Source organism: Corallococcus exercitus (assembly GCF_003611585.1).
In the GTDB taxonomy this organism is placed as follows: Bacteria; Myxococcota; Myxococcia; order Myxococcales; family Myxococcaceae; genus Corallococcus; species Corallococcus exercitus.
In genome coordinates this window covers 1-12,697 of record NZ_RAVW01000277.1, presented here as the reverse complement: position 1 = coordinate 12,697, position 12,697 = coordinate 1, and the positions used below count along the sequence as shown (strand labels likewise).

The following is a 12,697-nucleotide window of genomic DNA, read 5'->3' as shown; positions in this document are numbered from 1 at the left end:
CTGGTACCCGTGCTGCCCCAGTACCCGCCCACGCCCACGCCCGTGTCCCTGATGTACCCGCGCAACCGGCAGCTGTCCCCGCGCGTGCGCGTCTTCATCGACTGGCTCACGCAGGGCTTCGCGGCGCCCTGATCAGCGCAGCTTCATGCCCTTGGGGCGGGCCTGCAGCCGGTCCACGTAGGCCTCCAGCTTCGGCCGTCCCGTCGCGCCGCCGAGCATGCGCTGGTAGATGAACATGGAGCCGATCATCACGTCCGCGGCGGTGAACCAGTCGCCGAAGAGATAGGGGCCGTCCCCCAGCTCGCGCTCCACGGCGTCCAGCGTCTGCGCGTACTCCGTCCACCCGCGCTGCGGCAGCGTGGGGGCCTTGGCCATGTGGTCGCCCATGGACGGCTCCAGCTGCGACGTCGAGTACACCATCAGCGACAGGTACCGGCCGCGCTCCGGCGCATCCAGCTTCGGCGCCAGCTTCGCCTGCGGGTACTTGTCCGCGATGTAGAGACAGAGGGCCGCGTTCTCGAACACGCGGGCCTCTCCGTCCACCAGCGCGGGCAGCTTCCCGGCGGGGTTCACCTTGAGGAACTCCGGCGACTTCTGCTCCCGCTTCTCCAGGTCGATGGGCACGATTTCGTACTCGACTCCCGCCTCGTCGAGCATCCACTTGCCAATCACCGCCCGGCTCCGAGGATTGAAATAGAGCTTCATTCAGGCACCTTTCGTGAGCACCACGTGGAATGACCCCGGACGGGAAACGCCCGGGGCGCGGGCCGCATTCGCTCACATCCGGAGCCGCTAGGGCACGACCTTCGACGCGGGCGCGCTCGCCGGTGCGTCCAGCTTCTTGAGCGCGGCCGCCGCGTTCTTGTTGGCGGGGTCCAGCTCCACGGCCTTGCGGTAGTTCACCCGCGCCTGCTCCTTGTCCCCGGCGGCGAGGTACGCCTCGCCCAGGCTGTCGTAGACGTTTCCCTCCTTCGGGAACATCTCCACGTTGAGCTTGAAGAGCTCGATGGCATCCGCCGTGCGGCCGTCCCGGAGCAGCCGATAGCCCAGGCTGTTGAGCTGCTCCGGGGAGAAGTCGTACGCGTCCGCCTTCGTGGCCCTCAGCTCGCGGTAGCGCGCGATGGTGTCCGCGATGGGCCCCTTGTCGAGCGCCGAGACGAGCACCTCGCGGACGCCCAGCCGGGGCGCCTTGGGCGGGATGCCGTGGAGCACGCTGAAGAGGCCGGCGGACAGCGGCTTGAGCGCGTCGCCGCGCGACGTGTTGTCCAGGAGGATGACCACCTCCTTGGTGGCCGGCACGCGGTAGATGCGCGTGCTGAACCCGTTGATGCCGCCGCTGTGGTGGATGGTGGCCAGCTCCGTCTTGCCGTCATCCAGCTTCAGCGGCTCGATGAAGACCCCGAAGCCGTAGTTCTCCAGGCCGGGCGTGAACATCTTCTGCTTGAGGGCCTCCGGCAGCAGCTTGTTCTCGTAGAGCGCGCGGTCCCAGCGGTACAGGTCCTCCACCGTCGAGTACAGCGACCCGGCGGCGTAGGGCAGGGACATGTCCAGGTAGGGGGCGTTGACGTAGCCCTTCGGATCCAGCTCGTAGCCGCTGGCGCGCTTGGGCAGCACCGTGGCGTGGACGTCGTAGCCGGAGTCCTTCATGCCCAGCGGCGTGAAGATGCGCTCCTGCACCGCCTGCGCGTACGTCTTGCCGGTGGCGCGCTCGATGATGGCGCCCAGCAGGAAGTAGCCGGAGTTGCTGTAGTTGAACTTCGAGCCGGGCTCGAACTCCAGGTCCCCGCTGGCGAACTGCTTCACGAAGTCCGCGACGGAGTAGGGGTTGCGCGACACCTTGGCGAAGAAGTCCGACGAGTTCGTGTAGTTGGGGATGCCGGACGTGTGGTTGAGCAGCTGGGCAATGGTGACGCGCGCGCCCGTGTCCTTGCGGTAGTCCGGCAGCGCCGACACCAGCGTGTCGTCGAGCTTCAGCTTCCCCTCCGCGACCAGCTGGAGGATGACCATGGCCGTGAACTGCTTCGTCACGGACGCGAGCCGGAACTTCGTGTCCACCGTGTTGGGCACGTTCCATTCGAAGTTGGCGGAGCCGTAGGCCTTCTTCAGGATGACGCCCTTCTCGTTGGCCACGAGCGCCGCGCCGTTGAACTGGCGCAGCTGGTGGTACTGCGTCAGCAGCCGGTCCAGCTCCTGCTGCCGCGTCGCGGCGCCCGAGGTGACGGGGACGAACAGCAGGGCAACAGCGAGCACACCCAAGAGGCGCAGCGGGTTCCAGGTCATCCGGTCTCTCCCAACCATGAGCCTACAGACGACCCGGTGGCGAGACGATTGCATCCGGTCGGCTTTCCGTCGAGGACGGGGTCAGGCGGTGTCGAAGCGGCGGAAGAACCAGCGGTTGAGCCCCGCCGCGCAGGCCAGGTACAGCGCCACCAGCGCGCCCAGCGACGCGAGGATGCCGGGCGGCGGCGGCACGAAGCCGAAGACGTGCCCCAGCGGCGTGAAGGGCAGCACGTTGGCCACCGCCACCACGCCCAGCGACGACAGCAGCAGGAGCCGCGCGGGGGCGCTGCGCCCCGCCCCGCCCCGGGTGCGGATGATGAAGATGACCAGCACCTGCGTGGTCAGCGACTCCATGAACCAGCCCGTCTGGAAGAGCGGCGCGCCGGCGTGGAAGCCGTACAGCAGCACCGTGAAGGTGGCCGCGTCGAAGAGCGAGCTGAGCGTGCCGAACACCGCCATGTAGAGGCGCACGAAGCGCATGTCCCAGCGGGGGGGCCGCGCGAGCTGCTCCGCGTCCACCGTGTCCAGCGGGATGGCCAGCTCCGACACGTCATACAGCATGTTGTTGAGGAGGATCTGGATGGGGAGCATGGGCAGGAACGGCAGCACCAGCGACGCCAGGGCCATGCTGAGCATGTTGCCGAAGTTGGAGCTGGTCCCCATGCGGATGTACTTCATGACGTTGCCGAAGGTGCGCCGTCCCTCCTGGATGCCGTCATGCAGGACGCTCAGCTCCGGGCGCAGCAGCAGCAGCGCCGCGGCCTCGCGCGCGACGTCCACCGCGCCCGCGACGGAGATGCCCACGTCCGCTTCGTGCAGCGACGGCGCGTCGTTGATGCCGTCCCCCAGGAAGCCCACCACGTGGCCGCGCTGCCGCAGCGCGCGGAGGATGCGGCTCTTCTGCGCGGGGGACACGCGCGCGAAGAGGGTGGTGACCTCCGCCCGCGCGCGCAGGCCCAGGTCGTCCAGCAGGGCCAGCTCCGCGCCGGTGAGCACGCCCCGCACCTCCAGGCCCAGCTGCTGGCAGACGTGCACCGCCACCCGCGCGTTGTCGCCCGTCACCACCTTGACGGCGACGCCCGCCTCGCGCAGCGCCGTCAGCGCGGGCCGGGCGCTCTGCTTGGGCGGGTCCAGGAAGGAGGCGAAGCCCGCGAAGACGAGCCCCGACTCCTCCTCCAGGGACACCTGCCCGCCCGGGAACGGGCCGTCGCGCCAGGCCAGCCCCAGCACCCGGAAGCCCTGCCCTCCCAGCGCGTCCGCGCGGTCCTGCAACGCCTCGCCCCTGGCCGCGTCCAGGGGCTGGACCGTCCCGTCCGCCGCCTCACGCGCCTCGCACAGGGGCAGCAGCGCCTCCGGCGCGCCCTTCACCACCAGGACGCTCCGGCCGGCCTTCTCCAGCAGCACGGACACCCGGCGGCGCTCGAAGTCGAAGGGCAGCTCGTCCCGCTTCACCCAGCCCTGCGTGCACTCCGCGCCCCGGGCCAGGATGGCCTCGTCCATGGGGCTGCGCAGGCCGGTGGCGAAGTGGCTGTTGAGGCAGGCCCACGCGAGGGTGCGCTCGCTGTGCTGGGAGGCGGCGTCCTCGGTGCGCTCCAGCCGGATGTTCGCCTCCGTGAGCGTGCCCGTCTTGTCGGTGCACATCACGTCCATGCAGCCCAGGTCGTGCACCGCGCCCAGCCGCTTGACGATGACGCCCTGTTCCGCGAGGCGCACGGCGCCCCGGGCGAGCGTCACCGAGACCACCATGGGGAGCAGCTCCGGCGTCAGCCCCACCGCCAGGGCCATGGCGAAGAGGAAGGACTCCAGCAGCGGGCGCTCCAGGGTGAGGTTCACCAGGAGCACGAACAGCACCATGAGGACGGTGAGCCGCATCAACATCCCGGAGAAGTGGCGCGTGTCCCGCTCGAAGGCGGTGGAGGCGACGGGCGCGTCCAGCCCCCGGGCGATGCCGCCGACCTCCGTGTCGCGGCCGGTGGCGAACACGAGCGCGCTTCCCGAGCCCCCCAGCACCGACGTCCCGGCGAAGACGGCGTTGCCCACCTCCGCGAGCGGGGCGTCCCCGGGCGCGAGGCCCGGCGCCTTCTCCACGGGATAGGGCTCGCCGGTGAGCAGCGACTCGTTCACGGTCAGCTCGTGCGACTCCAGGAGGCGCGCATCCGCGGGGACGCGGCTGCCGGTGGCCAGCAGGACCACGTCCCCGGGGACGAGCTCCGTCGCGGGGCGCACCTGCTCCTCGCCGTCGCGCAGCACGCGGGCGCGCAGGGCCACGGCGCCACGCAGGCGCTCCGCCGCGTTGTTGGCGCGGTGCTCCTGGACGAAGTCCAGCGTCACGCTGATCAACACGATGGCGGCGATGATGGCGGAGCTGGTCAGGTCGTGGACGACCGCCGAGATTCCGCACGCCACCAGCAGCACCAGCACCAGCGGGTTGCCCAGCCGCAGCAGCAGCTCCAGGAGGAGCGGCCGGCGTCGCCGGGACTCCAGCGCGTTGGGCCCCAGGGACTCGAGCCGCGCCTCGGCTTCCTGCTGGGACAGGCCCTGGAACGTGCTGCCCAGGCGGGCGCGGAGGGACTCCTCCGGCGCACTCCAGGCGGACGGCCCCTTCCGCTCCGGTGCCGGGCCCCGCCGCCCGCCGGAGCGGCGCGGGAGATGGGCCAGGCCCCCGGCACCCCGGCTGTTCGAGCGCTCGCCGCCCATTCCGATAGCGTGCGCAGTGCCCTCCAGGGAAACCAGCCACCCGGCCGGGGAGGGGGTTGGCGCCTGGAGGGACGGCCCCGCCGCGAGCCCGCGTCCTAGCAGGCGTCGTCGTGCTTGAGGGAGAGGGCCCCGGGTGCGTCCAGCGCCTTGAGGAAGCGGATCGCGAGCGGAACGGCGACGCGGCCTCCCACGCCGCCGCCCTCCACGAACACCGCGAAGCCGATGCCGCCGCGCACCCCGACGAACCACGCATGGGTTTCGGGCGGCACGGACGTGCCGAACTCCGCCGTGCCCGTCTTGCCCATGAGCCCCGCGAAGCTCGCGGCGGACTTCGCCGTGCCTTCCGTCACCACCGCGCGCATGAGTTCCCGGAGCGCCTTCGAAGTCCCCGGGCTCAGCCGTGCCTCCGGACCGGCGTCCGCGTCCGCCAGCAGGCTCGGCGCATGCCAGACGCCGGAGTCCGCCGCCGCCGCGACCGTGGCCATGTGCAGCGGCGTGACCAGCACGCGGCCCTGGCCCATGACCGCCGACGCGCGCTCGGCGTCGTCGCGGGGTTCAGGGAAGGTGGCACCCGGCGAGGGCAGCCCCACGTCGTAGGCCACCCCGAAGCCGAAGCGCCGCGTCGCGTCCTGCAGCGCGCTCGGGTCCAGCTTCGACTCCAGCTGGATGAACGTCGTGTTGCACGACAGCGCGAACGCGCGCCGCAGCGTGGTGGTGCCCAGCACCTCGGACTCGAAGTTGCGGAAGCGCTTGCGGCCCGCCGTCGCCTCCAGGGGACAGTCCACGCGGGAGTCCGGCTTCAGGCCGTTCGCGAGCAGCGCCTCGGCGGTCACGACCTTGAACGTGGAGCCCGGGGGATAGCGCCCCGTCAGCGCGCGGTGCAGCGCCTCTCCAAGCGGCCGGCTGGCCACCGCCAGCACCTGTCCCGTCGACGTATCCACCGCGACCAGCGCGGCGGGCCAGGTGACGTCCATGAGCGCGGCCTCCGCCGCCGCCTGCACGTCCATCCGCAACGTGGTGCGCACGTCGCGCCCCGGCTCGCCGTCGAAGCGGTACAGCACCTCGCTGTCACCCGAGCGGCGCAAGAGCCGCACCTCGCCGGAGGGACGCCCCGCCAGCGTCCGCTCCTGCGCGCGCTCCAGGCCCGACAGCCCCACCACGTCCCCCGCCTGGTAGGGCAGGCCCAGCAGTTGGAGCGCCTCCGCCGTCACCTCGCCCACGCGGCCCAGCGTGTGCGCGGCGAAGCCTTCCGCCGGCGTGAGGCGTGCGGGCTTCTTGCGGAAGAAGATGCCGGGCACCGGCGCGAGCACGGCGCGCACCTGCTGGTAGCGCTCCGGGCGCACGTCGATGACCGCGACGAACTGCTCCGGCTGCGCGTTCGCGGCGTTCAGCGCGGCGAGCACCCTCGCCGGGTCTACCCCGAGCTGCGCCTGGAGCACGCTGGCCACGGCCGCGCGGTCCTTCACGCGGCCCGGCATCACGCCGATGCGGATGACCTCTCCAGGCACGGTGAGCGGGTCCCCGTCCGCATCGAGCAGCGCGCCACGTGGACCCCAGCTCCTGTTGCGGCCGAAGCGATCTCCAGGCCGTGCGGCGGGATGGAGCACCTCCGGCGTCCAGCGCAGGCCCCAGCGCGGGCCCTTGCGTTCGAAGCGCAGCCGGGACTCCACCTCCCAGTCCCCCAGCCCCCGCAGCGTGTGCACGCCACGGAACCGCACCACCGCCGTGACACCATCGTCGGCTTCGAGCTCCGGCCGCTCGAAGCGCGATGCGACGACGCCCAGGTCCTGCCGCCACCGCGCCTGCTGCGCGTCGAAGTCCGCGGGCGCGTCCAGCAGCCCCTTGCGCTGCGCCGCCACGTCGTTGCGCGCCCACGCGTCCAGGTACCGCCGGGCCAGGTCCTCCGGCCCTTCGGGCGCGACGACGGGCCTCGCGGCTCGCGGCGTACACGCGGGAAACAGCAACAGGAGGCAGAGCCCCACCCAGGAAATGACCGCCCGTCTGAACACGTGCCCCGTCTACCGCGCCCTTCGCTTCGAGGCGAACATCCTGCGACAGATGTGTTCGCCCGGACCGGGGGTCGGGACATCACGCACACGCGGAGCACGCGTGGTGATCAGCGGACCGTCTGCTCCTGGGTCTTGCTCGCGCCGTCGCCCGTCGCCGTGAGGGTCAGCGGGCCCGCGGTCGCGGCCTTGACGTAGAAGAGGCCCTCGCGCTGCGTGTTCTTCAGGCTCACCATCGTCACGGGCGCATCCGAGCAGTCCGGCAGCAGGTGGAAGGTCGCGCCCGGATCCGACGCGGCCAGCGTCACCTCCGGCACGGACAGCGGGGCAAGGTTGCCCGCCAGGTCCCAGCCCTGCACCGCCAGCACCTCCGAGCACGTCCCCACGTCCAGCGTCCGCGCGGGCGTGGCGAAGCCCACCTGGCGGTCCTCGCCCTGCGTCGTCACGTCGAGGGCGACCACGTTGTCCGGATACACGTCGGGGTCGTACCCGTCACCGCTGATCCGGTTGCGGCTGATGAGGTTCGCGGTCCCGTTGTCCGCGATGGCAGCCTGATAGCTGGCCGTCAGGTCCGTCTTGCTCAGCGTGTTGCCGAGCACCTGGAGGTTCTGCGACGTGGGCGGAGGGTTGAAGTCCTCGTCCACCGCTTGCAGCAGGTAGACGCCGACGTCGTTCCCCGTCAGCACGTTGTCCTGGATGAGCAGGTCGTGGCACAGCTCCCGCCCCGCGCCGTAGTACGCGCCGCCCAGCACCATGATGCCGGAGCCCCAGTCGCGCTCGAACCGGTACGCATTGCCCTTCACCTGGTTGCCCACCACCTGCCCGGAGACCCCGTACGCCAGCTGGATGCCGATGCGCGCGATGCGGTCGGTGGGGCCCAGGCCGTCGATGACGTTGTCCTCCACCGTCGCCGCCACCCGCCCCAGCACCGCCACGCCCGCCTTCTGGTAGCCCGTCAGCTGGTTGCCCCGGATGACCACCGTCACCGGCGTGGCACCCGCCGCGCTGTTGCGCACGTCGATGGCGAAGCCCTCCTGGCATCCGCTGATGTTGCCGGCCTGGTTCACGTCCTCCACCACCGTGTCCTCGATGGTGCCGCCCGCGCCCTCCAGCAGGATGCCGCGCAGCCGGTCCACGTCCGCGTCACACACGTCCGACAGGTTCCGTACCGTCACCGTCACGTCGCGCACGTTCGCCACCGTGCCCCGGTTGCGCAGCACCGCGCCCACGTAGTGGGTCCCGGCCCCGTCCTCGGACGCGGTCAGCGTGTGCCCGGCCCCGTTGAACGTGAGGCCGTCCGGGATGAACACCGCGCTCTGGACCACGCAGTCCTCGCGCAGCGTCACCTGCCCCGGTGACAGCGTGATGGCGCAGGGGGCCTCTCCCGCGCCGCAGCGCCGGCCCGCCCACGCCACGGAGAAGGAATGCCGCGTGCTCGCGCCCGACGCGTTCGTCACCACCACGTCCACCGTGGGCGTGACGTCCGCCGGCAGGCAGCTGAGCTCCGTCCAGTCCACCGTGCTCGTCGTGCCATCCCCCGTCGCCGTGCCGAGCGCGCCCGCGTTCGACGTCCAGGCGAACGTCAGGGCCTCGCCGCGCGGATCCGTCGCCTTGACGGTGAACGTCACGCGGTCGCCCGCGAGCGCGGACTGCGCGGACTGCGTGGTGTCTCCCAGGACGGGCGGTGCGTCCGCCCGCACGCACAGGTTCACGAGCTGCTCGGCGCTTCCACCAAAGCCGTCCGTCACGGCGCCCTTCAACTGGCAGCCGCAGTCCGTGGGCTCGGCCGTCGGCGTGAAGACGGGCATGGCGGCGGTGGCGTCATTGAAGGTGCCCTCGCACGTCGAGCTCCAGGCATACGTCAGCACGTCCTTGGGGCCGTCCTCGTCCTGGACCTTCGCCTGGACCTGGAACGGCTTGTTCAGCCCGACGTCCTGGGGGGCTCCTGCTTCGGAGGGCATGGGGGCGCGGTTGAAGCGCGTGTCGCCCAGCCACGCGTGCCCGCGCACGGTGCCCACGGCGATCCGGAACTGGAGCGTGGACACCGCGCCTCGCGCGTCCGTGACCCGCAGGCCGATCAACGTGCCCTTCTTGCGCGCATCGGAGTCCTCGGGAAGGGCCGCCGTCCACTTGCACGCGGCCTCCGCGCAGTCGAGCACGCCCGAGGAGGCGGTCCAGGCGTAGGTGAGCGCGTCCGCATCCGGGTCGCTCACGTGCGCGAACAGGTCCACCGCCGCCCCGTCCTCGACGATCGCCGTCGGTCCCGTCACCGCGAGGATGTTCGGCGCGTGGTTGGCCAACCCCGAGGGCCCGTTCATCGTCAGCATGGGCACCAGGACCGCGAGCGCTTCGCCATACCGGGGCAGCCGCACGCCCGCATCCAGGTTCAACGAGGCCACGATCGTGTCCGGGGAGTCCATGACGTCCACGCGCAGGAAGAGCTCTTCCTCGTGGGCATCCGGCTTCAAGGTACCGGCCCAGGCGGGGCCACCCTCCGGATCCTGCTTCAGGTCCATCGACGCCACGGTGTCTGACGCGGTGACCGCGCTGGCGCCTACGCGGAGGGGCGTCACCGCATGGGGCGCCGCCACCACGACCCGCGCTCCGCCCGCGAGCGGCGCCGTGAAGGCGGGATCCTCCTCCACGCAACCGAACGTGCTCGACAACAACGCCCCCACGAGGAGCACTGCATTGGCTGGCTTCAGGGTCACGGCATCCTCGGGGAAGGCGGACGGGAGCAGGAACGATACCGGGTCACTCCCGGGCGTCCAATCCACGGGGACCGGCGGCCATGTGCGTCCGGCACGCCGTGCAATGCCTGCCAATCCCCTGCGACCCGTGGGCTGGCGTCACGGCAATCCTTGCTCAACGCTGTACTGCTCTGCTCCTCTCGACGGCGAAGTCCTCTCCCGAGCGTTCGCGCCATCCCCCCGCCGCATGGTCCCGGGCCCCGTCGCGGTGCTGGGCTCCGCCGCGTGCACCCGCCCGAGCGACGCCGTCCCCAGCCCTGGCCCATCCGGCTCACCCACTGGGCCAACGTGCCACTGCTCGCCATCCTCGCGGCCAGCGGGTTGCAGATCCTCGTCGCGTATCCGCGCATGGGGCCTCGCGGCCGGCCCTTCGCCGTCTATCCCTTCCAGGACGCCATGCCGCCGTCGTGGCTGCGCCTGGGAGACTGGCTCGCGGGGGCGCGAAGCTGGCACTTCGCGTTCGGCTGGTTCCTGGCCCTCAACGGCGTCGTGTACGTGCTCTATCTCGCGCTCAGCGGCGAGTGGCGCCGCCGCCTGTTCCTCCCGCGCCGTGACACCCGCGATGCGGTGGCCACGCTCGCGTACTACCTGCGGCTGCGCCCCGCGCCCGCGCAAGTCGGCCTCTACAACGGGCTCCAGCGGCTGGCGTACACGGCCGCGCTCATCATGGGCGCGCTGTCGGTCCTGTCCGGCCTCGCCATCTACAAGCCGGTGCAGCTCCAGTGGCTCACGGCCCTCTTCGGTGGCTACGACCCCGCGCGGTTCATCCACCTGCTGCTGCTCGTGCTGCTCGCCCTCTTCACCGTGGGCCACGTCGTCCTCGTCGCCCTGCACCCGCGCACGTTCGGGGAGATGATCACCGGAGGGAGGAAGCCCGATGTCTGAGCGTGTCCTCACGCGCCGCCGCGTCCTCCTGGGCGCCGCCGCGCTCGCCACCAGCGCCTGCGACTCCCAGCGCCCGCGCGCGGGCTTCCTCGGCGCCATGGACCGCTTCAACGAGCGCGCCCAGGCCACCCTCTTCCACCCCACCCGGCTCGCACCGGAGGAGCCCGTCGAGCAGCTCACCCCGCCCGGCGACTTCCCCCAGTACTTCATCTCCGACACCGTCCCGCTGGCTCCCGCGGGTTGGCGCTTGGAGGTGGGAGGGCTCGTGGCCCGGCCGCGCGCCTTCTCGCTGGAGGAGCTGCGCCAGCTGCCCCGGACCGACTCTCGGATCCGCCACCACTGCGTGGAGGGCTGGAGCGCGGTGGCGTCCTGGCACGGCGTGCGCGTCAGCGACCTGGCCCGGGCCGTGGGCGCGGATCCGCGCGCGGGCTTCGTGGAGTTCCGCTCGTTCGACCAGGGCTATTACTCCTCCTGGGACGCGCCGAGCGCGCTGCACCCGCAGACCGTGCTCGCGTACGGCATGAACGGCGCCCCGCTCATCCCCGGGCATGGCGCGCCCCTGCGCCTCTATTCGGGCGTGAAGCTGGGCTACAAGATGGTGAAGTACCTCACCACCGTGCGCTTCCTCCCGGAGGCCACGGGGGGCACCTGGGAGGACCGCGGCTACGAGTGGTTCGCTGGCGTGTAGCCGCGGTGCTTTCAGCGCTTGGTGTTGACGACGCCCGGCAGGAACGGCGTGAAGCCGCGCCTGCGCAGGCTCTCGCGCTCGGCGATGAGGGCCGCCAGGGCGGCCTCGCGCGTGGCGTAGTGGTTCACCGCCGCGCCGTGGATGGCGCCGCTGGTGTTGATGAACGTGAGCGTCATCTCGTCGCCGCCGTAGCGGAACGAGCGGTGCGTGTTGCGCTCCAGCACCTCGCGGCGCACCTTGCCGAAGGTGCGCCCCGCGGTGTGGCGGACGACGAGCCCGTCCAGGTTGATGAGCAGGTCCACGCGGCCGTTGAACTTCGCGAACTGCTCCTCCACCTCGCGTCCCCAGCGATACACGTCCTCATCCGTCACCAGGATGCAGTCGGTGAACTGCGCGGTGACGACGTCGTGCTCGGCGTCGCGTTCGAAGGACATACCCCAGGCCATGTCACGTCCTCCTTCAGGCCTGCGCGGCGTTGCCCGCGAGGAACGCCGACAGCAGCGCCGCCGTCTCCGCCGGACGCTCCACCTGGGGGTAGTGCCCCGGCCCCGGCAGGTGCGTCAGGCGCGCGTTCTGGATGAGGCCCACCACGGCCTGCTTGAGGAACACCGGCGGCAGGAACGGATCATCCGTGGCCACCACCAGCGTGGGCGCCGTGATGGCGGACAGCCGGTGCGCGAAGCCGCCCGCCGTCCAGGAGTCGAAGCACTGCTCGATGGCGTCCTTGCCCACCGCGCCCGAGTCCTTCAGCAGGACCTCCAGCGACTCCGGCGACAGCTGCTTGCAGGCCAGGCCGAGGATGGTCTTCTGCTTCTCCCGGTCCCCCGCCGAGGTGCGGAACAGGCCCGCCGCGTCCGGAGGCAGCGGCAGCCCCGACGCGGGCACCGGGTTGAGCAGCACCAGGCCGCTGACGCGCTCGGGAGCCTCCGCCGCCACCCACTTGGCGATCTGCCCGCCCATGCTGTGGCCCACCAGCGCGAAGCGCTTCGCCTTCGCGTGGTCCGCCACCGCCAGCACGTCCTTCGCGTACTGCTCCAGCGAGTACCCCGACGTCGGCCGCCCGGACTGCCCGGAGCCGCGGTGGTCCAGGACCAGCAGCCGCAGCCCCGTCATGTCCAGCTTCTCCAGCATCGGGTCCCACACCGCGCCGGACACCATCCACCCATGCACCAGCACCACGTCGCGCGGACCGTCCCCCAGGACCCGGTAGTGCAGGGGTGTGCCATCCGTCGCGTTCGTCGTGGGCATGGGGGGTCGTCCTCCGAGGGGGGAACAGCAGGAAGTCGTGACTTAAAGGGGAAGCGTAGCAAGCCACGACTGGGGCGTGGCCGTCCACATGCTCGGGGGTTGCCTGGAGGGATGAGGGGCGGGCTGTCCCATCGGGTAGGCGT

General features: G+C 71.5%; 10 protein-coding genes. 3 read left to right on the top strand and 7 right to left on the bottom strand.

Annotated elements, in window-relative coordinates:
- Positions 1-9: 9 nt before the first annotated feature.
- Positions 10-132, top strand: a complete 123-nt coding sequence (locus tag D7W79_RS45260) for a LysR substrate-binding domain-containing protein (protein WP_276375516.1) — start codon at positions 10-12, stop codon at positions 130-132.
- Here D7W79_RS45260 and D7W79_RS28220 read toward each other — a convergent pair whose 3' ends face one another.
- From D7W79_RS28220 to D7W79_RS45870, 5 genes are all read right to left on the bottom strand, one after another.
- Positions 133-705, bottom strand: coding sequence for a glutathione S-transferase family protein (locus D7W79_RS28220; RefSeq protein ID WP_120528495.1), 573 nt, complete (start codon positions 703-705; stop codon positions 133-135). It lies immediately after the preceding gene.
- Positions 706-792: 87 nt separating this feature from the next.
- Positions 793-2,280 carry a serine hydrolase gene (locus D7W79_RS28215; RefSeq protein ID WP_120528494.1) on the bottom strand — a complete coding sequence of 496 codons (1,488 nt, stop codon included), beginning with the start codon at positions 2,278-2,280 and terminating at the stop codon, positions 793-795.
- 81 nt (positions 2,281-2,361) lie between these two features.
- On the bottom strand, positions 2,362-4,977 hold the full coding sequence (gene mgtA, locus D7W79_RS28210; protein ID WP_120528493.1) for a magnesium-translocating P-type ATPase: 2,616 nt from the start codon (positions 4,975-4,977) through the stop codon (positions 2,362-2,364).
- Between the two features lie 95 nt (positions 4,978-5,072).
- Positions 5,073-6,959: a penicillin-binding transpeptidase domain-containing protein gene (locus D7W79_RS28205; RefSeq protein WP_244222006.1), complete on the bottom strand. Its 1,887-nt coding sequence runs from the start codon at positions 6,957-6,959 to the stop codon at positions 5,073-5,075.
- 134 nt (positions 6,960-7,093) lie between these two features.
- The gene (locus D7W79_RS45870) at positions 7,094-9,694 is read right to left on the bottom strand and encodes a right-handed parallel beta-helix repeat-containing protein (protein ID WP_147442090.1); all 2,601 of its coding nucleotides are present in this window, start codon (positions 9,692-9,694) and stop codon (positions 7,094-7,096) included.
- Positions 9,695-9,958: 264 nt separating this feature from the next.
- Here D7W79_RS45870 and D7W79_RS28195 point away from each other — a divergent pair, with 264 nt between their 5' ends.
- Both D7W79_RS28195 and D7W79_RS28190 read left to right on the top strand, forming a co-directional pair.
- Positions 9,959-10,618 carry a cytochrome b/b6 domain-containing protein gene (locus D7W79_RS28195; RefSeq protein ID WP_120528490.1) on the top strand — a complete coding sequence of 220 codons (660 nt, stop codon included), beginning with the start codon at positions 9,959-9,961 and terminating at the stop codon, positions 10,616-10,618.
- Positions 10,611-11,306, top strand: coding sequence for a molybdopterin-dependent oxidoreductase (locus tag D7W79_RS28190; protein ID WP_120528489.1), 696 nt, complete (start codon positions 10,611-10,613; stop codon positions 11,304-11,306). Before D7W79_RS28195 ends, D7W79_RS28190 begins: the two co-directional genes overlap by 8 nt.
- 11 nt (positions 11,307-11,317) lie before the next feature.
- On the opposite strand, the gene D7W79_RS28185 is transcribed toward D7W79_RS28190, so the two are convergent.
- Together D7W79_RS28185 and D7W79_RS28180 are read right to left on the bottom strand one after the other, a co-directional pair.
- Positions 11,318-11,752, bottom strand: a complete 435-nt coding sequence (locus D7W79_RS28185) for a hypothetical protein (RefSeq protein WP_120528488.1) — start codon at positions 11,750-11,752, stop codon at positions 11,318-11,320.
- Positions 11,753-11,765: 13 nt separating this feature from the next.
- On the bottom strand, positions 11,766-12,554 hold the full coding sequence (locus D7W79_RS28180) for an alpha/beta fold hydrolase (protein ID WP_120528487.1): 789 nt from the start codon (positions 12,552-12,554) through the stop codon (positions 11,766-11,768).
- Positions 12,555-12,697: the final 143 nt, after the last annotated feature.

Coding starts and splice junctions, on each gene's coding strand:
- D7W79_RS28220 (WP_120528495.1), bottom strand. CDS start 705: ATGAAGCTCTATTTCAATCCTCGGAGCCGGGCGGTGATTGGCAAGTGG.
- D7W79_RS28215 (WP_120528494.1), bottom strand. CDS start 2,280: ATGACCTGGAACCCGCTGCGCCTCTTGGGTGTGCTCGCTGTTGCCCTG.
- mgtA (WP_120528493.1), bottom strand. CDS start 4,977: ATGGGCGGCGAGCGCTCGAACAGCCGGGGTGCCGGGGGCCTGGCCCAT.
- D7W79_RS28190 (WP_120528489.1), top strand. CDS start 10,611: ATGTCTGAGCGTGTCCTCACGCGCCGCCGCGTCCTCCTGGGCGCCGCC.
- D7W79_RS28185 (WP_120528488.1), bottom strand. CDS start 11,752: ATGGCCTGGGGTATGTCCTTCGAACGCGACGCCGAGCACGACGTCGTC.
- D7W79_RS28180 (WP_120528487.1), bottom strand. CDS start 12,554: ATGCCCACGACGAACGCGACGGATGGCACACCCCTGCACTACCGGGTC.